This is a genomic window from Gilliamella sp. ESL1225 (genome assembly GCF_058502635.1).
This window is the reverse complement of record NZ_CP196358.1, coordinates 1,725,106-1,748,158: the sequence shown is the minus strand read 5'-3', so window position 1 is coordinate 1,748,158 and position 23,053 is coordinate 1,725,106. Positions and strand designations below refer to the sequence as shown.

Genomic DNA, 23,053 nt, shown 5'->3' with positions numbered 1-23,053 from the left:
TTTGCTGATGAATGTAAAACCTTATCCGACACGATAAAGTTTTACAAAATAGCAGATATTTTAAGGAATTATTCGAGGGGCTTGCCTTTTGTTTCGGGAATAAACAGGACAAAGGCGAAGGCTGAAATTAAGTAAGCGGCAGAAAGTAAAGCAAGCGCATAGCTTATAGAATAAATCGTTGCTAGATAGGCAATGAGCATTTGTAATAAACCAGCGATGCAGCGCCCTAAATTAAAAATAATATTTTCTGCACTTGAACGTGCATCAGTTGGGTAATGTTCTGCTAATAAGGCTCCATAGCCTCCCATCATGCCATTAACAAAAAATCCAATAAACGATCCAAAGAGAATTAATATTAATGTATCAGTTTGTTGAAAATAGATCCAAATGGATAAGGCTGATACTAATAAAAATACGATATAAGCGGGTTTACGTCCAACTTTATCACATAACCAACCAAAAATTAGGATCCCTAATGACATGCCAATCGTTGTTGATATTGTCCAAAATAAGGTGTCTTTAAAAGGTAAATGAAATTCTGTAGCAAACATGTTTGGCATCCAAATCATTAAGCCATAAAAACCAAAATTTTGAACAGTGCATGCAATGATTAATCCGAGAGTTATGCAAGCTGTACGAGGAGTATTAAACAGTTTTTGTACAGATATTTTATTTTTGTTTTGTTTTTTCAGTTGTTGCCAAATTTCGGGTTCGGCTAATCCTCGTCGTGTCCAAGCAACAAATAAGGCGGGTAATACGCCAACGGCAAAAGCAAATCGCCAGCCATATTTTTCACCAATAAAATGAACGGTTAGCGAAGCTAGAATGATACCTAATTGAAATCCTAATGCGACAATGGCGGTTGCTCTTGAGCGTTTATCTTTTACCCATGTTTCGGCAACGAGTGTCATACCGATGCCAAATTCGCCACCTAAGCCAAGTCCACTTAAAAAGCGAAAAATTAAAAAAGATTCATAATTGGGTGATATCGCACAAAGTCCAGTAAAAAGTGAAAATATTAAAATTGACCATGAAAAAACTTTTACACGACCATATTTATCGGCTAATACGCCAAATACAATGCCTCCTATTACTGCACCAATTAATGTGGTGGACATTAATGTACCTAGATCCTTGAGATCTAAATTTAATGAGAGAGCGATAAGAGGAAAACAAAAGCCTAAAATCATTAAGTCCATGCCATCGAGGGCATAACCTATCGTTGATGCGAATAGAGTTTTCTTTTGATAAGGGGTAATAGACTGCTGTACATGACGGATATTTTGGTCTGTCTTCATTTTTACCTCAAGTTAATTTATGTTTTATTCACCTGTTGATCTTAATTTTTAATGAGGATAATTCATACATCTTCGATGTTATGCCTCAGTATCATCAAAATATAAATAACCTTTGTTAACAAGTGCCAACAATCCTTGCAGATTTTTTTTATTGATTGATTTGTTATAAATTATTGTGGACGTTAATGTTAGATCATCGATAAGTTGCATTTCTAAAGGGATGATTTCGCCATGAATATAACCTTGATCTTGAATTTTAACGATGCGAATACTATTAACCTTATGCAAAGGTTCACCTGATTGAAATCGTTGTAAAAATTCATCATATTCATATTCTGGCTCAGGGACGACAATGTCTAATTCGTGCATTGGCACGGTAATATGTTTGCCAAACCAATCATGAAATAGCTCAGGTGTTTGAATAAGTTTTATCATGTGATTTTGCAATTGTTGCAATTCTCTTTGCTCTAACCGGCTTGGATCGTTCGATAATTGCAAAGTCGGATCTTGGTAAAAAATGCCGTTAGGTAAATTATCAATAATGTAATCGGCAAAACTGCTTAGCATCTCTTGAGATGATTGCGTTCTAAAACCGACGGAATAGCTTAGTGATTCACCTAATGAAACGCCATCATGAGGGCAACCGAGCGGGATATAAAGCATATCACCTGCAGTCAGGATTTCATCAATAATAGGGGTGAAATCTTTGACATGCAGTAACGCTTTATGGGCGCTAAATTGTTCATAATTATCATTGCGATCCCCAACCCGCCATCGTCGACTGCCCATACCTTGAATAATAAAAACGTCATAATTATCGATATGAGGTCCAACTCCCGCGTCTTTTGTTGCATACGAGATCATAAGATCTTCAAATTGCCAATGTGGTAAAACATTAAAAGGTTTTAGTAATGTCGCTGCTTCACTGTGCCAATGATCAACGGCTTGAACAAGTAAGCTCCAATTTTGTTGACCTAAATTATCGAAATTTGTAAAAGGACCAAATTTTGCATCCCACTTACCATTTTTATTACTGACGATACGACTATCTAATTCAGGCTCCATTGCCAGACCTGCCAATTCATCAGGCGTGATAGGATCAATAAAATTGTGCCAGGCTTTACGTAATAAAACCGGTTTTTTTTGCCAATAATTACTTAAAAAATCTTGCCAGTTGATTGTTAATTGATTATTCACTTAGATCTCCTTGAAGATTAAATAATTGACAAAAATTATGGGTGGTTTGTTTAGCAATGGTCTCTAAACTTTCATCTTTTAATGCCGCAAGATAGGTCGCTACGTGGCGCACATATGCGGGTTTATTTTGTTTACCGCGATAGGGTACCGGTGCTAAATAAGGCGAATCGGTTTCAATAAGGATACGATCAAGCGGAATATAACGGGCAACATCACGAATGGATTGTGCATTTTTAAAGGTTATAATGCCTGAGAATGAAATATAAAAACCAAGATCTAATAATTGTTTGGCTGTGTCTAAATCTTCGGTAAAGCAATGTAATACGCCCGAGTAGACGTCTTCTTCTTTTAATATTGTCAAGGTATCTTGTCTTGCATTACGTGTATGAACGATGACAGGTTTTTTAAGTTGCTTACCAAGCTGAATATGTTTACGAAATAATGCCTGTTGAAGATGAGTTGTCTCGTGATCATAGTAATAATCAAGTCCTGTTTCGCCTAAAGCCACAACACCTTGCTGACTTGCTAATTCATTAAAAAGTGTTTCATTAAATTCTTCATCGAGAATATTTAGAGGATGGATACCACACGAATAAGAAAGGTATTTCTCATAAGGTGATAGGGTTTGACGCATTGATTGATAACCAGATAACGTCGTTGCTACACTTAAACAATGTTTGACGTTATTTTGTTTCGCTTCTTGAATAATGTCATCGAGGGATTGTTGGTTAAAATCTAATGTATCTAAGTGACAATGTGAATCAATTAAAAACATAATTTACTCTTTTTTATTAGCATGAGATTCGAAATCTCGAATGGGTTTTATTGTTGCCCATGAACGACAAGCTGGGCAAAGCCAATAAAGTGTATTGACCGTTAGCCCACATTGTTGGCAACGATAGTTAGGGACATTTTTTATTTGTTCGCCGACCATATTTTTTAATAATAATAGGCTTTCTTTAGCACGACCTGCTTCGGCATCGGCTAAATGATAATTCATTAATCGATAAAATCCTTTTAAATTAGGATGTTTGATAAGTTCTCGATAGATATAATTTTGCGCCGAATCCAAGCCTTTTTGCTGTTCAATTTCGTCAGCTAACATTAATTCTGCGCTACTTCCTGTATCTTGTTCGACACATAATTTTAAAAATGCCATCAATTCGGTATTGTTATCCAATTTTGTATAGCATTCTTTTAAAAAAGGTAAGGCTTCGTTAATAAAATTTTTATCTTGCTGTAGGATTTGTTCAAAATACGTAATTGCTTGCGGTAATTTGTTTTGCGCCATAAGTACCCGACCAACCATAAGCGATGTGCGGGCGCAGTTATTATCGGCATTGGCAGATTTTTGTAATAAGTTATATGCTTTATCTAAATCATCGTTTGCAATAGCGAGTGAAGCTAATTCACAATAAAATTGAGCAATATTTTTATTATATTTAGTTTTACCAGCCTTAACTAATTTATTGGCAGCACTAATGGCATTTTGCCATTCACTTGTTGATTGGTAGATAGTAATTAATTGTGTTAATGCATATTGTTGAAAGTCTTCTTCATCGATTAAATGTAAAAACATTTCTTCGGCGCGATCATATAAACCGGCTGCCATATAATCCCGCCCTAATTCTTGAATGGCTAAAAGGCGCTGTTCAAAAGATAATGAAGCACTTTCCATTAAGGCCTGATGGATTCTGATAGCTCTATCGACTTCACCACGAGAACGAAAAAGATTGCCTAAAGTCAGATGTGCTTCAATTGTGCCGTCATCTTCTTTTAGCATATCTAAAAATAGATCAACGGCTTTGTCTTTTTGATTTGACAAAAGAAAGTTGAGACCATCGACATACTCGCGCGAGAGTTTATTCGATTCATTATGGTATTTTTGCCTAGCATTACGGCTCCCCATATACCAACCATAACCGGCAGCGACAGGAAGAAGTAAAAATAACAATTCAAACATAGGATTTTGTTATTGCGACTGAGTCGATGTTAATCGAATTTTTTGCAATTCAGCATTATCTTCTTCATTTTTCTTTTGTAATTTATTTAATTTATGCTGGGCAGATTTTAATTGAAATTTTGTTTTTAATAAGAAAAAACTCGTTAAAATCCAGCCAAGTAAAAAACCACTACCAAAGAAAATGGCTAAAAGTGTCGATAAGCGAGAGGTTATTTCGTCAATTAAATAATTAAATGTAACAATTTGATCATTGCTTGCACCCACTGTAATTGCGATAGCAAACAGAATAATAATGAATATTAAAACAACGAATTTCATAATGTTGACCTGTAGTTATTGTCTGATTAACAATATCTGAATTGATAATTAGTCGATCATTATCATTTTTTCAGTATGTGATTTAAATCTGATTCTACTATATGATATTTATTAGCGCAAAAATAACTGATTAACGAAATTAACCACGCCATTATGACCGCCGAAATAACATCATAAGGATTATGCATACCTAAAAGTAAACGGCTAATTTCAATCAAAATTGACCAAGATATGATTGCTGAAATTACTAAATAGTGTTTTCTAAAATTGAGTAAGAATAAAGCTAAAAAAGCCCATGTTGTTGCAAAAATAATATGCCCTGATGGAAAAGAATAATTAACTTCATTTTGCCAATGTTTATTTAACCATTTTGGTATGGTCGCTCGGCTGACTGTTTGTTGAATAAGCGCTTGCCTTTCTTTTTTAGATAGTGAATAAAATAATTTATCATCAATATGATATTCGTCTTTGATCCATAAAACGAAAGGACGCGATTCTGCTATGTAATTTTTCAATCCACTTTTAATGATGATGCCGCTTAATATGGCTCCAACTAAAATTATGCTAAGTATAAGAAACTTTCTTTTTGTTAGGCTAGGTAGTAATATGCAAAATAATACAAAAAAGAGGATAGATGTTACAAGCGCGTAGGGTTTACCTGCACTTTGTGTGATCCAAAATAAATAATGTGAGATAGAAGTTAAAGACTCTGGGCTCCAATACCATTTTATATAAAGAATAAAAATAGGTATCACTAATAAGATGATTAATAATACTAACGTCTTTTTTAAAATAAGTGCCATCCATTTAACCTATCGAAGCAGGAATTTTATTATTTTAACATAGATAAGAATAGATAATTAACGTTAATAAATAAATTTATATGCGTTAAATTTTCGGTGGAGAGAATAATGCAATTAAAAAAAATTGCTCAAGCAAAATTACCAACCCCTTGGGGGGAGTTTTTGATGGTGGGATTTGAAGAATTAAACTCCGGTAAAGAGCATGTTGCGCTGATTTTTGGGGATATATCAGGTGATGAACCGGTATTAACGCGTGTTCATTCAGAATGTTTAACCGGGGATGCTTTATTTAGTTTGCGCTGTGATTGTGGTTTTCAACTGCAAGCCGCACTCGAACAAATTGCCAAACAAGGTAGGGGTATTTTACTTTATCATCGTCAGGAAGGGCGTAATATTGGTTTGTTAAATAAAATTCGAGCTTACGCTCTACAAGATCAAGGTTTAGATACCGTTGAGGCGAATCTAAAGCTAGGATTTGCCGCTGATGAACGAGATTTTACACTGTGTGCTGATATGCTTGAATTATTGGGTGTTTCGCAAATCCGTTTATTAACCAATAATCCTAAGAAGATTGAAGTATTATCTGACGCGGGGATTAAAATAACTGAACGTGTACCGTTAGAAGTCGGTGAAAATCCGAATAATGAGCATTATTTAGCAACGAAAGCATCTAAAATGGGGCATTTATTGCATTTACATTCTGGACATAATCAGCATAAATAAGCTTATTTTTGTTGCTGTTAAAAAGGATCTCATTTAGAGATCCTAATTTGAAATTAATATTTTTCTAGGGATCTTTAATCTTGATCGCATTTCAAAACGCCAGCATTGGCAATTTGATCTTTACTAATTTCATGAATAATAATTTGCACAGCCTGCGCAGGGCAATTAAGCGTTTCACTAATGGCGTCAGTAACACGTTTCACCATTTCTCTTTTTTGTTCAATAGTGCGTCCTTCAAGAAAATCAATAATAACATTTGGCATAACTTAGGCTCCCAATAAATTAGGCTTATAAAATTTTAAGCATTAATTTTCTGTAATTGTTCGTCTGTTAAAGCAATTTCATCATTATGACACACGCCAATTTTGGATTCGATAATTTTGCTTGCAATGGCTTTAGCTTCATCTAACGAATGCATTTTATAAGTACCACATTGATATTCATTGAGTTCGGGAATTTCTTTTTGTGATTTAACCGTTAAGATATCTTGCATAGCTTTTAACCAAGCATCGGCAACGGTTTTTTCGTCAGGTTGACCAATTAAGCTCATATAGAACCCTGTTCGGCATCCCATTGGCGAAATATCAATAATTTCCACATTTTTGCTATTAAGATGATCTCGCATAAATCCTGCAAAAAGATGTTCTAAAGTATGAATACCTTTTTCAGGCAATTGATCTTTGTTTGGAATGGTAAAACGAAGATCAAAGACAGTGATATCATCTCCTTTTGGCGTTTGCATTTTTTTTGCAATGCGGACAAAAGGGGCTTTCATTTTGGTATGATCAACTTTAAAGCTATCGAGTAATGGCATAAGATTTTCCTTTTACACATTTTTAAAGCTAATATATTAGCAATATTAACAAATGTAACAATGATAATTTTTCGTATAAAACTTTTTTTTATACTATGTTATCTAATATAAATGATGTTTAGTTAATTCATTTATTAATTCTTGTTCATCGATCACTTGAATCCCTAACTGCTGCGCTTTTGTTAATTTAGAGCCAGCCGCTTCGCCAGCAATGAGCATATCGGTATTTTTTGATACACTACCTGTTACTTTACCACCCAGTTGTTTAAGTTTTTCTTTCGCTTCGTCGCGCGTTAAGTGTGTTAAGCTACCCGTTAATACGATTGTTTTACCGGTAAATAATGAATCCATTAAAGGGGGATTTGTAGCTAAAATCGGTTTAGCCCAATGTATACCTATTTCCGGACTTATTAATTGATTAATAACATCACGATTATGTGGTTCTTTAAAAAAGTTTTGAATACTTTCGGCAATAACAACGCCAATATCATTAACGGTTTGTAGTTCTTCTAAACTCGTGTTTTGAATATCTGTCAAATCACCTAATTGATTGACCAAATTCTCAGCTGTAACTTCGCCGACATTTGGAATACCAAGCGCATAAATAAAACGATTTAATGTCGTGTTTTTGGATTTTTCTAATGAATTTAATAGATTTTGAGCTAATTTTTCGCCCACTTTGTCTAAACTGCAAAGCAATGGTTTAGTCAGTTTATAGAGATCGGCAGGGGTATGAACATAATCTTTATCAACCAGTTGTTCAATGATACGATCACCTAAACCATCAATATCCATGGCTTTTCTTGAAACAAAATGTTTCAACGCTTCTTTACGTTGAGCAGGGCAAAATAGTCCACCTGAGCAGCGAGATATAGCTTGACCTTCATCGCGAATAATCAACGATCCACAAATAGGGCAATGTGTCGGGAAAATAATCGCTTCACTATCATTGGGTCGTTTATCTAAAATGACAGATGTAATTTGCGGTATAACATCACCAGCTCGACGAATAGTGACGTAATCAGAAATACGAATACCTAGCCGTTCTATTTCATCATTATTATGTAATGTGGCATTACTTACAATAACACCAGCAACCGAAACTGGCTCTAATCTTGCCACCGGTGTAATTGCACCTGTTCTGCCAACTTGGAAATCCACTTTTAATAATTGGGTGATTTCCTCTTGTGCAGGAAATTTATAAGCAATTGCCCACCTCGGAGATCTGGCAACAAAGCCTAATTCTTGTTGTTGCGCAATTGCATTAACTTTAATGACAACGCCATCTATATCAAAATCAAGTGACATCCTTTCTTGATTGATATGTTTAAAATAATCAATGGCTTGTTTTGCACCTTCACGTAATTGAACTTTATGACTAACTGGTAGCCCCCATTTTTTCAATTGCATTAAACGATCATAATGTGTATTAGGAAGATCGGCATTTTCGGCAATACCAATGCCATAACAAAAAAAGGTTAAAGGTCTTTTAGCTGTGATTTTAGGATCTAATTGTCTTAATGAACCTGCTGCTGCATTACGTGGATTTGCAAAGATTTTTTGATCGTGTTTTTTAGCATTATTGTTTAATTGTTCAAATCCTTTATGTGTCATAAAAACTTCGCCACGTACTTCCAGTCTTGATGGAATATTTTCGCCTAAAAGAACTAAAGGAATGACTTTAATTGTTTTAACATTAGCGGTAATATCTTCGCCAGTTGTTCCATCGCCACGGGTTGATGCCCGAATAAATTGTCCATTTTCATATAATATACTGACAGCTAATCCGTCTAATTTTAATTCACAACAATACTCAATCGATTGTTGCTCCTGTAAATGTAAACGTTCTTTTACGCGTTTATCAAATGCTAAAAAAGACGATTCATCGAACACATTATCTAACGATAACATTGGTATTTCATGATGAACGGTTGTAAACGAGGATAAAGGAGTGCCACCGACACGCTGAGTCGGTGAATCTGCAATAATTAGATTAGGATATTGTGCTTCAAGTTCCTGTAATTGTTTAATTAATTTATCATATTCTGCGTCGGGAATTGTTGGTGCATCTAAAACATAATAATTATACTCATGCTCACGTATTACATGACGCAAGTTTGATAAGGTTTTTTCAATTTTGTTTAATGATTTAGATGATTCTATTTGATTTGTGGTTAGATTCATTTGTGTCATGATTTTGCCTTTTACACATAAATTAGTTAGCCCCTAACTCATCTAGCTTAGCTGCGAAGCAATAAATACCATTTAATATATAAAAACACATTATTAATAAAACGTATTACCACAAAAACGCAAATATACTGTGAAGCAATAAAAGGGTTTAGGATTGCAATCCCTAATATATAAACCGCTAATAATTAGCGGTTTGTTAATAAATATGATATTGATATCATTAATTTCGGCTGAAAACAGCACGATTTTCAAGAAATTTAATCAAAAGTGATAAAATCACAATTCATTATTCGCTTTTTTGATTCTTTCTTTGTAATTATCAATTTTTTGAGGTGTTAACATACGATGTTCATCATCTAAAACAACGCCATTTACATCGTCGGCAATGCGCTGGGCTGTTTGTAACATTAATTTAAAGTTTTGTTGATTGTTGCCCTCGGTTGGCGCAACCATAAAAATAGAAATGCCGGGAGTTTTAAATTCATGCATAGTTTCGGGATCGAGATAACCGGGTTGAATCATATTGGCTAAACTAAATAAAACAGGACCATTACCAGCTGGATCTAAATAACGGTGGAAAATATTCATATCACCAAATTGAAAACCTGATTGAATAATACTACTTAGTAAAACATCTCCATGTAAAAGTTCACCTTTTAAACCCGTGACATTCAGGATAATAATATCTGTTTTAGGCTGTTCTACTTTTTCTGAAATATGGGTTTTGGGCAACTCATTAGGTTTATTGCTACTTGAGCCTTGTTCATCATGAACTGGGATGATCAGAGTTTCATCGGTCTCTGTTAATAATTCGTTATGGTGATCAGTGGGAATTTTAGGTTCATTTTCATTAATTATAAATTCTTTATTGCCGATATTTACATTGCTACTATTAACGGATTTAGGTTGATCATCCTCAAAGGTAGAATTTGCAAAGAGGTCATGCTGGCGTGGACGATCGGGTTCGACATAGTCCATAACTGATTCATCTATGATAATTGTTTTAGTTTTTTTTGTGCGATTGTCAGCATTTGTCGATGAATTATATTGAGACAATGATGGAGAATCTACATCATTTTTTGATTGATTTTGTAAAGGTGAGTTATCTTTTTTATTGTTATTTACATTATGTTTATTTTCATTAAATAATGAAGAACGTTCCTTTTTGTTTATCCAAAAACCATGAATCAATAAGGCTAGAATGACTAAGGATGCCACAACAATTAGAACAATACGTAAATTATCCATAATAATCATCTCAAAAAAAATTATTTAATTACTATATAATAAAGGTTGCTATTATAGTAGTTTATGTTAATAAGTTAAAACAGCTTTTATGATATTGTAAATATGATCAATAAATTTTTAACTTAATAGCCTTTTGTGTATAAAGTTTTCATATCTTACTTTATTTCTAACAATAATCATAATCATCAATACAATTTTTTATTTTTAGAACTCTGTGCTATAACATTGAATGTGACTTACATTTATAAATTATTTTCTGTAAAATTCCAGCTTCATTGTAACGAAACCTATTGTCATTTAAATATATATTTAATAAGTTTATTGAGGCGTTTTTGATATGAGATCTAATAAATTCTTTCCTACTTTAATGTTGCCGCTTGTTTTTTCAAGCGTTTTTGTCTTGGCTGGTTGTGATAATAATTCTCAAAATGATACAGCGCAACAAAATGGCAATGACGCCAATACAATTGTAAAGCAAGTACCTATAAAAGTTTTTGAAATAAAACCATTAACATATACGATTAAAGTTGCATTACCTGCACGTGTTGTCGCATCACAAGTAGCAGAAATTAGACCTCAAGTAGGCGGAATTATTCTAAAACGCGAATTTACTGAAAGTTCTAATGTAGAAGCGGGTCAATCTCTTTATCAAATCGATCCCGCTATTTATCAAGCGAATTATGATAGTGCCGTCGCCAATGTTGCAAGCGCGAAAGCGAGTGCTAATATTGCTCATTTAACATTAAAACGTTATGCAGGTCTATTACAAACCAAATCTATAAGTCAACAAGATTACGATAAAGCCTCTGCCGAAGCTCAACAAGCTGATGCAAGTGTTGCTGTTGCTGAAGCTAATCAAAATACCGCCAAAGTTAACTTAGGTTATACCAAAGTTTATTCTCCTATTGATGGTTATATTGGTAAGTCGAGTGTTACCGAAGGTGCATTAGTTTCAGCTGATCAAACAACGCCTTTAGCTGTTGTACAAAAATTAGATCCTATTTATGTCGATATGACCGAAGCAGCAACGCGTTACGATAAATTTCGTAAAGATGCAAATGTAATCTATGAACCTAAAACAGAAGATAACGTCGATATTTATTTTAATGATGGCTCTAAATACAATGAAGCGGGTAATATCAAATTTTCTGACATGTCGGTTGATCAAACAACAGGTACTATTACCCTACGAGCTGAATTTGCAAATCCTGATGCACAAATTTTACCGGGTATGTTTATTAAACCTCAGTTAACACTAGGTTATATTAAAGATGCGGTTGTTGTTCCACAAAGCGGTATCACCAGTAATCAACAAGGTCAATATACTGCAAAAGTGTTAAATGCGGATAATACAATTAGTACGCGAGTTGGGCTTGAAATCTATACCGGGTTACCAGGATATTGGGTAGTCACAAAAGGCATTAATCAAGGTGAAAGAGTGATTATCTCTGGATTACTTAAATTATCTAGTGCAGAGCAAGCCGCTATGACTGAACAAAATAAACCTGAAGGTAAAAGACAAAATATCATTGTCAAAGGGAAAATTGTTGAGGAAACAAAAATGGGACCTACAGGAAAACCTGAAGGATATCCAACTGAGGCTATCAGCTTTTTAACGCAAAGTCAGTTAGATACTTTAATAAATAATAATATGAAGTAATCAGGAGAACAGCAGATTATGGCTAAGTTTTTTATTGATCGCCCTGTTTTTGCTTGGGTCATCGCAATTATGATGATTCTGGGCGGTGCAATGTGTATCCAATTTATGTCAATTGAACAGTATCCTGATATTGCACCTCCTGCTATTAAGGTTAATGCGGTTTATCCTGGTGCCGATGCAAAAAGTATTGAAAATACAGTGACACAACTTCTTGAACAAAATTTAACTGGGGTCGATAATTTACTTTATATGAAATCGACCAGTAGTTCATCGGGTTCTGTTGAAACTGTATTAACATTTGCGCCGGGTACTGATCCCGATTTTGCCCAAGTGCAGGTATTAAATAAAGTAGAAAGTATTAAATCTCGTCTTCCTGAGAGTGTCCAAAAAAATGGTGTGTCTGTTGCCAAAAGTAATACTAACTTTTTAAAAGTTGTGGCTTTTACATCGACTAACCCAGAAAAAACAAAGGCTGATATTGCTGACTTTATTTATTCAAATGTGCAAGATACGATAAAACGTGTACAAGGCGTTGGCGATACGCAATTATTTGGTTCTGAATATGCCATGCGAATATGGTTAGATCCAAACAAACTTAATTATTTCAATTTATCAATCGAAGAAATTACCTCCGCTATACAAGCACAAAATGCGCAAGTTACTGCTGGGCAATTAGGTGCATTACCGGATGTTAAAGGACAAGAATTAAATGCAACAATTACTGCTCAGTCGCGTTTGAAAACTGTAGATCAATTTAAAAATATTCTAATTCGCGTTAATGTTGATGGTTCAACTGTTTATTTAAAAGATATTGCGACTGTTGAAATCGGTGCATCGGATTATAGTTTTATTTCTAAATATAATGGTAAAGTTTCTGCAGCGCTTGGGATATATTTAGCAACTGGGGCAAACCAATTAGATACCTCTGATGCGGTTGACGCAAAATTAATTGAATTATCTAAAGTATTCCCTGATGATATTCAATATGATTTCCCCTATGATACAACGCCTTTCGTTAAACTTTCTATCAGTAATGTGGTTGAAACACTTATCGAAGCAATTGTTTTAGTTGTTATCGTTATGTATATCTTTTTACAAAATCTGCGTGCAACACTTATTCCAACCATCACCGTTCCCGTTGTTTTACTGGGTACTTTTGCCGTTTTATATATTAGTGGATTCACCATTAATACGTTATCTATGTTTGCAATGGTCTTATCGATTGGGTTACTCGTCGATGATGCGATAGTTGTTATTGAAAATGTGGAGCGTATTATGAAGGATGAAGGGCTTTCACCTTATGACGCAACGGTTAAATCAATGCAAGAAATTACCCCAGCTTTAGTGGGTATCGCGGTTGTCCTTTCAGCAGTATTTGTGCCAATGGCATTTTACGGTGGCGCAGCAGGGGGAATATATCGTCAGTTTTCAATTACGATTGTAACATCAATGTGCCTTTCCGTTTTAATGGCGATTATTTTAACACCTGCACTTTGTACTCAAATCTTAAAAGCACATGATAAAGATACGAAACCAACATTGGCGCAAAAATTAATAAAATATCCTCCATTTAGTTGGTTTTCGGCTATTTCGCAATTTGTTTTCAAATGGTTCAATAAATTTTATAATTCTTGCTTAGTGCGTTATGAAAAAGGCGTGATTAAGGTTATACGCGAGCCATTCATTTGTTCTATAGCTTATGTAGTTATTGTGATTGTTTTAGTCTTTGGCTTTACGCGCTTACCAACTTCATTTTTACCAAATGAAGATCAGGGTGTTTTTGTTATGATTGTGCAATTGCCTTCAGGTTCCACTGCTGATCAAACACTGAAAGTATTAAATAAAGCCTCCGATTTCTACCTTAATCAAGAAGGCGATGCTGTTAAAGAAGTATTAAGTATTGCGGGATTTAGTTTCCAAGGCCGTGGTCAAAATATGGGTATGGCATTTGTGAAATTAAAAGATTGGGAAGAACGTTCTAAACCTTCTCAAAAAGTAGATGCATTAGTTGGTAAAGCGAATCTTTATTTTTCTACCTTCACTGAAGCTAATATTTTTGCTATGAATTTACCTCCAATAATCTCATTAGGAAATGCAGACGGCTTTTCTTATATGTTAAAAGATAGTGGTTCACAAGGTCACGAAGCTTTACTACAAGCCTTTTTCCAAATGTTATCTATGGCAAGCAATAGTGAAAAAACTGGCTTAATTAATGTTAGACCATCAAGTATGCTCGATGAGCCGCAGTATAAAATTAATGTTGATTTTGAAACAGCTCAAGCATTAGGCGTCTCAGTAAGTTCAGTCAATACCGTGCTGTCGACAGCGCTTGGCTCTGCATATATTGATGATTTTGTTTATAACAACCGAGTCAAAAAAGTATATTTACAATCTGCTGCACCTTATCGAATGTTGCCAGAAGACTTTAGTTTCTGGAATGTAAAAAATAGCTATGGTGAAATGGTACCTTATGATGCTGTTGCAACAACAACTAAAACGTATGGTTCACCGGCTTTAATACGTTATGATGGTGTTTCTGCAATGGGTATTACGGGCTCCGCAGCTCCTGGCAAAAGCTCAGGGGAAGCTATGGCAATGATGGAAGAATTATCTAAAAATCTACCAGCAGGCTTTACCTACGACTGGACGGACCTTTCTTATCAAGAACGCCAAACAGGATCACAAACAACAACTTTATATATTATTTCAGTTATTGTTATATTCTTGGCGTTAGCCGCTTTATATGAAAGTTGGAGTGTGCCGATTTCTGTTCTGTTTGTTTTACCATTAGGTATTATTGGTACGGTTTATGCAACTATGTCAAGAGGCTTAGACAACGATATTTACTTTATCGTAGGTTTATTAACGACGATGGGACTAACCGCCAAAAATGCGATTTTGATTGTAGAATTTGCTAAAGAGTCTTATGAAAAACAACATAAATCGTTAATAGATGCAATATTAGAAGCATGTCGTTTACGTTTACGTCCAATTTTAATGACTTCATTTGCCTTTATTTTAGGTGTATTACCATTAGCCTTAAATACAGGTGCTGGCTCTGCAAGTCAAAATGCGGTAGGTACGGGTGTTATTGGTGGTATGTTCACAGGTACTTTCTTAACGATATTTTATATTCCATTGTTCTATGTATTAGTGAATAAATTCTTAGCTAAAAATCCAACTGAGGCAGAACCAGAAAAAGCAACAATAGAACATAAAAACTAAGTTAATAGTATTAGTTAAAAAATACGGATAAAAAGCACTGATAAAAGTTACATTTGAGATTTATTAAGGTTAAAATGTGACTTCAATTCAGTGCTTTTTTATGCAGTTCATTTCAATCTTCAGTCATTGCTAACATTAATAAACTCATATTTTTGGCGAAATCAAATCTAAGTTATTGCATAAATACTTATTATTTTCTTTGTGTAAGAATTGAGTTTTACAGCGCAGGTAAATGAGGGTAGGATAATCGCTGAGTTTTAGCTTTATAAAATCACTTACAAGTTTAAAAATTGGCAAAATGCATTTTAACTTTTTTTATTTAAATTAAAATACCCTATATGTGCGTGCGTAATTGCAATTGCTAGTGCATCAGCAGCATCAGCTTGTGGACTAGCGGGAAGTTTTAATAATAATTTCACCATATGTTGCACTTGCTTTTTATCAGCAGCACCAGTGCCAACAACACTTTGTTTAACAAGTCTTGCTGCATATTCAAATACCGGTAAATCTTGATTAACAGCAGCAACAATAGCGGCGCCTCTTGCTTGCCCTAATTTAAGAGCAGAATCGGCATTTCGCGCCATAAAAACTTGTTCGATAGCAAACATGTCTGGGTTAAATTGTAAGATAATTTCGGAAACGCCGGCATAAATGCGTTTTAATCGAGACGGTAAATCATCAACTTGTGTACGAATACAACCACTACCAAGATAGGTCAATTGACGGCCAGTTTGACGGATTATGCCATATCCAGTCAAACGTGAACCGGGGTCGATACCAAGGATAATTGACATTAGAGTGTTGCAGCAACCTCGTCTGACACTTCGCCATTGTGATAAACTTCTTGTACATCATCACAATCTTCTAACATATCAATTAAACGCAATAATTTTGGTGCAGATTCAATATCTAAATCAACTTTAGTTGCAGGAATCATTGAAACTTCAGCTGCTTCAGCAACGATACCTGTTGCATCTAAGGCATCTTTTATTTCGCCAAATAATTCAGGGCTTGTAAAAACATCCATTGCACCATCATCATAAGTGACAATATCATCAGCGCCAGCTTCCAATGCAGCATCCATTAACTTATCTTCATCAGTACCTGCAGGATATGAGATAACGCCTTTTTTAGTAAATAGGTAAGAGACTGAGCCATCTGTTCCAAGATTACCACCTGTTTTTGTAAAGGCATGACGAACTTCCGAAACGGTTCGATTACGATTATCACTTAAACATTCAACCATTACCGCGGTTCCTGCAGGACCATAGCCTTCGTAAATGATAGTTTCCATATTGCTATCATCTTCGCCACCGACACCGCGAGCAATTGCGCGATTCATGGTATCTCGTGTCATATTATTTGATAAGGCTTTGTCCATAGCTGCTCGTAAACGAGGATTAGACGCTGGATCGCCTCCACCAATTTTGGCGGCAGTAACAAGTTCACGAATAATTTTAGTAAAAATTTTACCGCGTTTTGCATCTTGCGCTGCTTTACGGTGTTTGGTATTGGCCCACTTACTATGACCTGCCATAAAATTCTCCAGAATAAAAAATTTAAAATCGCCGCATTTTAACAAAATTAAGTGATAAATTCATTATTAATATCAAAATCCATCTAGAACAAAATTACTATTTTATTTATCTTAATTAGTAAAAAATTATCAAATAAATGGCAATAAAAATAGAGAAGAATTTAACAAATAATAATCGAATTCAATAACAATTTATTTTGTAATAATACCTTATAACTAAAATTAAAAAAGCGCGATTATATCAATTGCGCTTTTTTAAAAAGATAAAACGAGAAATTAGGGTTTAACTCATGCCATATTGTTTTAGTTTTTTGCGTAATGTTCCACGGTTAATACCTAACATATTAGCTGCGCGAGTTTGATTACCACGAGTATATTGCATAATCATATCAAGAAATGGATGTTCAACTTCAGCTAGCACTAGGTCATAAAGGTCATTAGGATCTTCGCCATCTAATTGTGATAAATAATTTCTAACAGCTTGTTTTACTGAATCTCGTAAAGGTTTTTGTGTTATTTGGTCTTGTGAGTTTACAGTTGTAAATTTAAGTGCTGCAGCTGTAACGCGTTGTTCTGACATAGTATTTTTAACTCTTTGTGTTGTTTTCAATTTGATTAAAAAATGCTTCTAGTGTTTTAACTTGTTCACTTGTGTTATCAAGTACACTGAATAAGCGCCTAAAATGATCGCTATTAACATAATTCTTAGTATACCAACTAACATGCTTCCTAGCGATACGTAATCCTTTGTATTCTCCATAAAATTGATAAAGAGAATCTAAATGCTCAATGATAATTTGCTTAATTTCATTCATTGTCTTTTCTTTTTTTAATTGACCGTGTTCTAAATAATAAGCAATCTCTTCAAATATCCAAGGTCTGCCTTGAGCACCACGTCCAATCATTATACCATCAGCATTCGTATATTTAAAAACTTGTTTAGCTTGTTGTGGAGTTGTAATATCACCATTTGCAATAACAGGAATACTGACTTGCTCTTTAACTTTTTTAATGGATTCATATTCAGCATTACCATTAAATAAACAAGCGCGAGTACGTCCGTGTATTGTCAATGCTTTAATACCACAGTCTTGCGCAATTTGTGCAATCTCTAAACAATTTTTATGCTGTTCATCCCAGCCTGTACGGATTTTTAATGTTACTGGAATATCAACCGCACTTACAACTTCTTGTAAAATTTGTTTTACAAGTTCTGGGTATTGCATTAAAGCTGATCCAGCCAATTTTTTATTTACTTTTTTTGCAGGACAGCCCATATTAATGTCAATTATTTGGGCACCATAATGCGCATTTAATTCAGCGGTTTTAGCCATTTCGATGGGATCAGATCCCACAATTTGCACAGCTTTAATATCTTCATTATTTGCTGTAACTAGCCGCAATGCTGATTTTTCAGTATGCCAAACGTCTGAATTAGCTAAAAACATCTCTGACACTGCTAAGCCTGCACCAAATCGCAAACATAAATCACGAAAAGGTGCATCAGTAATGCCAGCCATGGGGGCTGCAATAAGTTTATTCTTTAATGCCACATTTCCAATATATAGGAAATTAAGGTTGGCTATATTACGCATTTTTTGTTGAAGATAAAAGAAGAAAGATAAAATTTTTACAATTTATAGCCAGTAATTCTACACCAGTCGTCTTTTTCAACCAGCGGATCTAAATAAAAATGCGGCTTATAGGCGCTGCATACGGCTGTCGATTGAGTACTAAGAATGCCAGATAAACCTAATAATCCCTTTGGTTTTATTAATTGATTAATCGCAGGCTCTAATTCTTTTAAAGGTCCAGCAAGAATATTGGCAACTAAAATATCAGCGAGTATATTAGCGGGGATATCTTGCGTTAAATATAAATCTAACTTTTCACTTACGTGATTACGCTGTGCATTATCACGACTAGCTTGCAAAGCCTGTGGATCGATATCGATACCAATAACTCTTTTGGCACCTAACTTTAATGCTGCAATTGCTAAAATACCAGAACCGCAACCATAATCAATAACAGTTTTGTTATTAAGATCTAAACTTTCAAGCCACGTTAAACAAAGTGCTGTGGTTGGATGTGTTCCTGTACCAAAGGCAAGACCGGGATCTAACATCACATTAACGGCATTAGGATCGGGAATTTCTCGCCAACTTGGGCAAATCCATAATTTTTCACCAAATTGCATAGGATGAAAATTATCCATCCATTCACGTTCCCAATCTTTATCTTCAAGCTGCTCAAATTTATAAATATAGCTTTCAAGATAAAGTTGTTTTTTTAATGTTTCAATTTCAATATCGGCTTCATAAAGACCGACAATATCGGTATTACCCCATAGTTTAGTTTCGCCAGGTAAAGGTTCAAATACGGGGGTATCGTATGTATCTTGAAAAGTCACCGAAACTGCGCCAGATTCTAGCAATAAGTCACTGATGTGTTCAGCATGTTCGTTAGTCGAGCTAATTTTTAGTTGGATCCAAGGCATCGTTTTTTGATTTTTGACCAATAGGGTTTGTAAAAATAAACACAATTAAGCTAATAATTAATGATGAGATAATTGGTTTAAAAGAAAATATATCGATTTTATAATAGGACATTAACGTAAAACACAATGCCCCAGCAAGCATTGAACAAAAAGCGCCAAGAGCGTTAGCCTTTTTCCAATATAGTCCAAGTATTATAGGCCATAAAAATACAGCTTCAAGCCCACCAATAGCTAATATATTTAGCCAAATGATCATGCTAGGCGGATTCCAGGAGGTCACAATTATTATCATACCAAAAACAAAAGTTATCACAATTGAGATGCGCGTTAATAATTTATCGTTTAATTTGGCAGGTGGCTTAATAGTTAAATAAAGATCTTTTATAAGAACAGATGAAAGTTGTAAAAGCTGAGCGTTAATGGTTGACATAATTGCAGCGAGTGGTGCCGCTAAAAAGATCCCGGCAGCAAAAGGCGGTAATATATTGATAATTAACGTTGGTAAAATGGTATCAACTTCGTTTAGATTTGGAATAATTGCTCGCCCAAGCACGCCAGATAAGTGCATAGCTAACATAATTATAAAAATAACAATGGTGCCAATAATAATAGCCCTATGTAGTGATTTACTTTCCTTAAATGCCATACATCTGACAGCAGTATGAGGTAAGCCGACTAAACCAAAACAGACTAAAACCCAAAATGAGGCCATAAAAGGACCATCCATAAAATTATTATCACCTTCAGGTGTTAATAAAGCCGGATCCATTTCTTGTAAACGATGCATGATATTTGGTATGCCACCACCAACATAGATGACAGCAACAAGCAGTAATAATGCACCTATAATCATAACCATTCCCTGAAAAGCATCATTTAAGATACTTGCTCTAAACCCGCCAAAAGCAGTATAGATAACGGTGCCGATACCAAAAATAAGTAATCCTAAATTATATGGAATACCGACCGAAGATTCGAGTAATCTCGCACCTCCGACGAATTGAACAGTCAGCGAGCCGATAAAAGCGATAATTAAAGCGATGCTTGCGAACCAAACGATAGCATAACTTTTATAATGAGCATACAAGATATCGCTTAACGTAATGGCATTATATTTGCGTGATAAAATAGCAAATTTTTTGCCTAAAATACCTAGCGTGACAAGAACAGCTGGCACTTGAATTATCGATAATAACACCCAACCAAGACCATATTTATACGCAGCTCCAGGACCACCTATAAAGGAACTAGCACTGGCATAGGTTGCAGCAATTGTCATTGCTAAAAGAAACCCACCCATTGTCCGATTACCAATAAAGTAATCCATAAATTGATCGGTTTTTTCGCGTTTGGCATAAGCGTAAATCGATAAACCAAAAACAAATATTAAATAAATAATTAAGGGAATAATAATATTAGTATTTATCATAATTAAAGGATTAATCTAGTGGGATTTCTTTAAAAAGAAACTTAACGACGCACCAGCAAAGTAAAATGAATGCGACAGGTGAAAACAGACAAGATAATTCAAACCATAATGGAAAACCTAAAAATCCGACGCCATCGCCAGAAAAATAAGCGGTTACAATCCATGTTATTAAATAGATGAATGTCAATAGTAAAGAAAGTAGGGCTTCTTTATTTGCTTGCTTTATACGGTTATCCATAAAAAAACCTGTTAAGAAATTTGTCGCTAGAGTAAGAGAAAGTATATCGCTTAGCAAGTGTTTTGCAAAAAATGCAATATTAAATTTTAAATATATCAATTTTAGCAATATTAAAATTAAGATATAGTGGTAACCAATTAAATCTTAATAATAACTTATATCAACATTACGATTAATTAGAACTGTTAATTTAATAGCTAGTTGTAACTATATAAAGAGAGGATAAAATGTCGAATTATTTTAATCAATTAAATCTACGTGAGAAATTAGACCAATTAGGCAAATGTCGTTTTATGGCACGTGAAGAATTTGCAAAAGAAGCAGATTATTTAAAAGGAAAAAAAATCGTTATTGTTGGATGTGGTGCGCAGGGACTCAACCAAGGTCTTAATATGCGTGATTCAGGATTAGATATTTCGTATGCGCTTCGTAAAGAAGCGATTGATGAAAAACGTTCTTCATGGCGCAGGGCCTTTGAAAACGGTTTTAAAGTTGGCACATATGAAGAATTAATTCCAACGGCGGATCTTGTTATTAATTTAACGCCAGATAAACAACATTCAGCAGTTGTTAAAGCGGTTCAGCCTTTAATGAAAAAAGGGGCTGCATTAGGTTATTCTCATGGTTTTAATATTGTTGAAGTAGGTGAAAAAATTCGACCAGATATTACCGTTGTGATGGTGGCACCTAAATGCCCGGGTACTGAAGTACGCGAAGAATATAAACGCGGTTTTGGCGTACCAACTCTTATTGCTGTACATCCAGAAAACGATCCTAATGGGGAAGGTTTAGCTATTGCAAAAGCATGGGCGGCGGCAACAGGTGGTCATCGAGCTGGTGTTTTAGAATCATCATTTGTTGCTGAAGTAAAATCTGATTTAATGGGTGAACAAACTATTTTATGTGGTATGTTACAAACTGGCTCTTTACTATGTTTTGATAAATTAGTTGCCGAAGGCGTCGACCCAGCTTACGCCTGTAAATTATTACAATTTGGATGGGAAACAATAACGGAAGCTTTAAAACAAGGTGGTATTACATTAATGATGGATCGTTTATCGAATCCCGCCAAAATAAGAGCTAATGCTTTAGCAAAAGAATTAAAGATCATCATGAAAGATTTATATCGTAAACATATGGATGATATTATTTCGGGTGAGTTTTCAAGCACCATGATGAAAGATTGGGATAATGGCGATGCTAATTTATTAAAATGGCGAAAAGAAACAGGTGAATCAGCCTTTGAGAAAGCAGCAAATTATGAAGGCAAGATTGATGAACAAGCTTATTTTGATCAAGGTCTTGTCTTAGTAGCTATGGTTAAGGCTGGGGTTGAACTAGCATTTGAAACTATGCTGGAATCGGGCATTTTACCTGAGTCAGCCTATTACGAATCTTTACATGAATTACCACTTATTGCTAATACTATTGCTCGTAAACGTTTATATGAAATGAATGTGGTTATTTCTGATACTGCTGAATATGGAAATTATTTATTTTCTAATTTAGCTGTCCCTTTGTTAAAAGAAAAGTTCATGCCATTATTACAAACAGGTGATCTTGGACAAGCAATACAAGAAAATAGTATTGATAATGCGTTATTACGTGACGTCAATGAAGATATTCGTAATCATCCAATTGAGAAAATCGGTCATCAATTACGAAGCTACATGAAAGATATGAAACGAATTAATGTTGCGAGTTAAAGAACAATTTTAAAAATGATGCTTTTTTAAAACAACCTTAAAAAGGTACCAATAGGTACCTTTTTTTACATCTCACTTTCTTAAACAACTTTTTGCTTTGCAAATAATTTACAGTATGCTACCTTATACCCGGTAATAATCATCGATTATACTTAATAACAATTACGTGACAACCTAATCTTTTTAGCTTAGTGATTTTTTATA

Annotated in this window: 21 protein-coding genes; 4 read left to right on the top strand and 17 right to left on the bottom strand. The window is 34.6% G+C overall.

What is annotated here, in order from left to right; genetic code table 11:
* Positions 1–68 precede the first annotated feature (68 nt).
* The 6 genes from ACSYSW_RS07985 to ACSYSW_RS07960 all read right to left on the bottom strand — a co-directional run bounded on the left by ACSYSW_RS07985 (position 69) and on the right by ACSYSW_RS07960 (position 5,579).
* Positions 69–1,298: an MFS transporter gene (locus ACSYSW_RS07985; protein ID WP_491706241.1), complete on the bottom strand. Its 1,230-nt coding sequence runs from the start codon at positions 1,296–1,298 to the stop codon at positions 69–71.
* A 78-nt stretch (positions 1,299–1,376) separates the two neighbouring features.
* Entirely contained in the window at positions 1,377–2,495 is a 1,119-nt protein-coding gene (locus tag ACSYSW_RS07980; protein WP_491706240.1) for a JmjC domain-containing protein, read from the bottom strand.
* Complete coding sequence (locus ACSYSW_RS07975) at positions 2,488–3,270, bottom strand: TatD family hydrolase (protein WP_491706239.1); 783 nt, start codon at positions 3,268–3,270, stop codon at positions 2,488–2,490. Before ACSYSW_RS07975 ends, ACSYSW_RS07980 begins: the two co-directional genes overlap by 8 nt.
* Before the next feature lie 3 nt (positions 3,271–3,273).
* Positions 3,274–4,458, bottom strand: coding sequence for a lipopolysaccharide assembly protein LapB (gene lapB, locus ACSYSW_RS07970; protein WP_491705562.1), 1,185 nt, complete (start codon positions 4,456–4,458; stop codon positions 3,274–3,276).
* Between the two features lie 9 nt (positions 4,459–4,467).
* The gene (locus ACSYSW_RS07965; protein ID WP_491705563.1) at positions 4,468–4,776 is read right to left on the bottom strand and encodes a LapA family protein; all 309 of its coding nucleotides are present in this window, start codon (positions 4,774–4,776) and stop codon (positions 4,468–4,470) included.
* 62 nt (positions 4,777–4,838) lie between these two features.
* A complete protein-coding gene (locus ACSYSW_RS07960) occupies positions 4,839–5,579 on the bottom strand; it encodes a phosphatase PAP2 family protein (protein ID WP_491705564.1) in 741 nt (246 codons plus the stop codon).
* Positions 5,580–5,687: 108 nt separating this feature from the next.
* Between ACSYSW_RS07960 and ribA the strand changes: the two genes are divergently transcribed.
* On the top strand, positions 5,688–6,302 hold the full coding sequence (gene ribA / locus ACSYSW_RS07955; protein ID WP_491705565.1) for a GTP cyclohydrolase II: 615 nt from the start codon (positions 5,688–5,690) through the stop codon (positions 6,300–6,302).
* A gap of 74 nt (positions 6,303–6,376) precedes the next feature.
* On the opposite strand, the gene thmT is transcribed toward ribA, so the two are convergent.
* The 4 genes from thmT to zipA form a co-directional block, all read right to left on the bottom strand.
* Positions 6,377–6,565 carry a 2-hydroxymuconate tautomerase gene (thmT, locus tag ACSYSW_RS07950; RefSeq protein WP_491705566.1) on the bottom strand — a complete coding sequence of 63 codons (189 nt, stop codon included), beginning with the start codon at positions 6,563–6,565 and terminating at the stop codon, positions 6,377–6,379.
* Positions 6,566–6,600: 35 nt separating this feature from the next.
* Entirely contained in the window at positions 6,601–7,116 is a 516-nt protein-coding gene (gene luxS, locus ACSYSW_RS07945; RefSeq protein ID WP_491705567.1) for an S-ribosylhomocysteine lyase, read from the bottom strand.
* Between the two features lie 102 nt (positions 7,117–7,218).
* Positions 7,219–9,300, bottom strand: a complete 2,082-nt coding sequence (gene ligA / locus ACSYSW_RS07940; protein ID WP_491706057.1) for an NAD-dependent DNA ligase LigA — start codon at positions 9,298–9,300, stop codon at positions 7,219–7,221.
* A 285-nt stretch (positions 9,301–9,585) separates the two neighbouring features.
* Entirely contained in the window at positions 9,586–10,557 is a 972-nt protein-coding gene (gene zipA / locus ACSYSW_RS07935) for a cell division protein ZipA (protein ID WP_491705568.1), read from the bottom strand.
* A 337-nt stretch (positions 10,558–10,894) separates the two neighbouring features.
* Here zipA and ACSYSW_RS07930 point away from each other — a divergent pair, with 337 nt between their 5' ends.
* Together ACSYSW_RS07930 and ACSYSW_RS07925 are read left to right on the top strand one after the other, a co-directional pair.
* On the top strand, positions 10,895–12,217 hold the full coding sequence (locus ACSYSW_RS07930) for an efflux RND transporter periplasmic adaptor subunit (protein ID WP_491705569.1): 1,323 nt from the start codon (positions 10,895–10,897) through the stop codon (positions 12,215–12,217).
* A gap of 18 nt (positions 12,218–12,235) precedes the next feature.
* On the top strand, positions 12,236–15,442 hold the full coding sequence (locus ACSYSW_RS07925; RefSeq protein WP_491705570.1) for an efflux RND transporter permease subunit: 3,207 nt from the start codon (positions 12,236–12,238) through the stop codon (positions 15,440–15,442).
* 305 nt (positions 15,443–15,747) lie between these two features.
* Here ACSYSW_RS07925 and ruvC read toward each other — a convergent pair whose 3' ends face one another.
* The 7 genes from ruvC to ACSYSW_RS07890 form a co-directional block, all read right to left on the bottom strand.
* Positions 15,748–16,236: a crossover junction endodeoxyribonuclease RuvC gene (gene ruvC, locus ACSYSW_RS07920; protein ID WP_491705571.1), complete on the bottom strand. Its 489-nt coding sequence runs from the start codon at positions 16,234–16,236 to the stop codon at positions 15,748–15,750.
* Positions 16,236–16,979: a YebC/PmpR family DNA-binding transcriptional regulator gene (locus tag ACSYSW_RS07915; protein ID WP_491705572.1), complete on the bottom strand. Its 744-nt coding sequence runs from the start codon at positions 16,977–16,979 to the stop codon at positions 16,236–16,238. The genes ruvC and ACSYSW_RS07915 overlap by 1 nt, the downstream gene beginning before the upstream one ends.
* 283 nt (positions 16,980–17,262) lie before the next feature.
* The gene (gene fis, locus ACSYSW_RS07910; protein ID WP_491705573.1) at positions 17,263–17,559 is read right to left on the bottom strand and encodes a DNA-binding transcriptional regulator Fis; all 297 of its coding nucleotides are present in this window, start codon (positions 17,557–17,559) and stop codon (positions 17,263–17,265) included.
* A 7-nt stretch (positions 17,560–17,566) separates the two neighbouring features.
* Complete coding sequence (gene dusB, locus ACSYSW_RS07905; protein ID WP_491705574.1) at positions 17,567–18,574, bottom strand: tRNA dihydrouridine synthase DusB; 1,008 nt, start codon at positions 18,572–18,574, stop codon at positions 17,567–17,569.
* A gap of 35 nt (positions 18,575–18,609) precedes the next feature.
* Positions 18,610–19,476 (bottom strand): 50S ribosomal protein L11 methyltransferase, encoded by an 867-nt coding sequence (prmA, locus tag ACSYSW_RS07900; RefSeq protein ID WP_491705575.1) that lies wholly within the window; start codon positions 19,474–19,476, stop codon positions 18,610–18,612.
* Positions 19,451–20,902, bottom strand: a complete 1,452-nt coding sequence (gene panF / locus ACSYSW_RS07895; protein WP_491706058.1) for a sodium/pantothenate symporter — start codon at positions 20,900–20,902, stop codon at positions 19,451–19,453. Before panF ends, prmA begins: the two co-directional genes overlap by 26 nt.
* Before the next feature lie 13 nt (positions 20,903–20,915).
* Positions 20,916–21,143 carry a YhdT family protein gene (locus tag ACSYSW_RS07890; RefSeq protein WP_491705576.1) on the bottom strand — a complete coding sequence of 76 codons (228 nt, stop codon included), beginning with the start codon at positions 21,141–21,143 and terminating at the stop codon, positions 20,916–20,918.
* Positions 21,144–21,370: 227 nt separating this feature from the next.
* On the opposite strand from ACSYSW_RS07890, the gene ilvC reads away from it, so the two are divergent.
* A complete protein-coding gene (gene ilvC / locus ACSYSW_RS07885) occupies positions 21,371–22,849 on the top strand; it encodes a ketol-acid reductoisomerase (protein ID WP_491705577.1) in 1,479 nt (492 codons plus the stop codon).
* The last annotated feature ends 204 nt before the right edge of the window (positions 22,850–23,053 follow it).

Excerpts from the sequence above, each read along its gene's own strand:
- ACSYSW_RS07890 (WP_491705576.1), bottom strand. The coding sequence starts at position 21,143 with ATGGATAACCGTATAAAGCAAGCAAATAAAGAAGCCCTACTTTCTTTA.
- lapB (WP_491705562.1), bottom strand. The coding sequence starts at position 4,458 with ATGTTTGAATTGTTATTTTTACTTCTTCCTGTCGCTGCCGGTTATGGT.
- ACSYSW_RS07965 (WP_491705563.1), bottom strand. The coding sequence starts at position 4,776 with ATGAAATTCGTTGTTTTAATATTCATTATTATTCTGTTTGCTATCGCA.
- ACSYSW_RS07925 (WP_491705570.1), top strand. The coding sequence starts at position 12,236 with ATGGCTAAGTTTTTTATTGATCGCCCTGTTTTTGCTTGGGTCATCGCA.
- zipA (WP_491705568.1), bottom strand. The coding sequence starts at position 10,557 with ATGGATAATTTACGTATTGTTCTAATTGTTGTGGCATCCTTAGTCATT.
- fis (WP_491705573.1), bottom strand. The coding sequence starts at position 17,559 with ATGTCAGAACAACGCGTTACAGCTGCAGCACTTAAATTTACAACTGTA.
- ilvC (WP_491705577.1), top strand. The coding sequence starts at position 21,371 with ATGTCGAATTATTTTAATCAATTAAATCTACGTGAGAAATTAGACCAA.
- ligA (WP_491706057.1), bottom strand. The coding sequence starts at position 9,300 with ATGAATCTAACCACAAATCAAATAGAATCATCTAAATCATTAAACAAA.
- ACSYSW_RS07975 (WP_491706239.1), bottom strand. The coding sequence starts at position 3,270 with ATGTTTTTAATTGATTCACATTGTCACTTAGATACATTAGATTTTAAC.
- ruvC (WP_491705571.1), bottom strand. The coding sequence starts at position 16,236 with ATGTCAATTATCCTTGGTATCGACCCCGGTTCACGTTTGACTGGATAT.
- ACSYSW_RS07960 (WP_491705564.1), bottom strand. The coding sequence starts at position 5,579 with ATGGCACTTATTTTAAAAAAGACGTTAGTATTATTAATCATCTTATTA.
- ribA (WP_491705565.1), top strand. The coding sequence starts at position 5,688 with ATGCAATTAAAAAAAATTGCTCAAGCAAAATTACCAACCCCTTGGGGG.
- ACSYSW_RS07915 (WP_491705572.1), bottom strand. The coding sequence starts at position 16,979 with ATGGCAGGTCATAGTAAGTGGGCCAATACCAAACACCGTAAAGCAGCG.
- luxS (WP_491705567.1), bottom strand. The coding sequence starts at position 7,116 with ATGCCATTACTCGATAGCTTTAAAGTTGATCATACCAAAATGAAAGCC.
- ACSYSW_RS07930 (WP_491705569.1), top strand. The coding sequence starts at position 10,895 with ATGAGATCTAATAAATTCTTTCCTACTTTAATGTTGCCGCTTGTTTTT.
- dusB (WP_491705574.1), bottom strand. The coding sequence starts at position 18,574 with ATGCGTAATATAGCCAACCTTAATTTCCTATATATTGGAAATGTGGCA.
- ACSYSW_RS07985 (WP_491706241.1), bottom strand. The coding sequence starts at position 1,298 with ATGAAGACAGACCAAAATATCCGTCATGTACAGCAGTCTATTACCCCT.
- thmT (WP_491705566.1), bottom strand. The coding sequence starts at position 6,565 with ATGCCAAATGTTATTATTGATTTTCTTGAAGGACGCACTATTGAACAA.
- prmA (WP_491705575.1), bottom strand. The coding sequence starts at position 19,476 with ATGCCTTGGATCCAACTAAAAATTAGCTCGACTAACGAACATGCTGAA.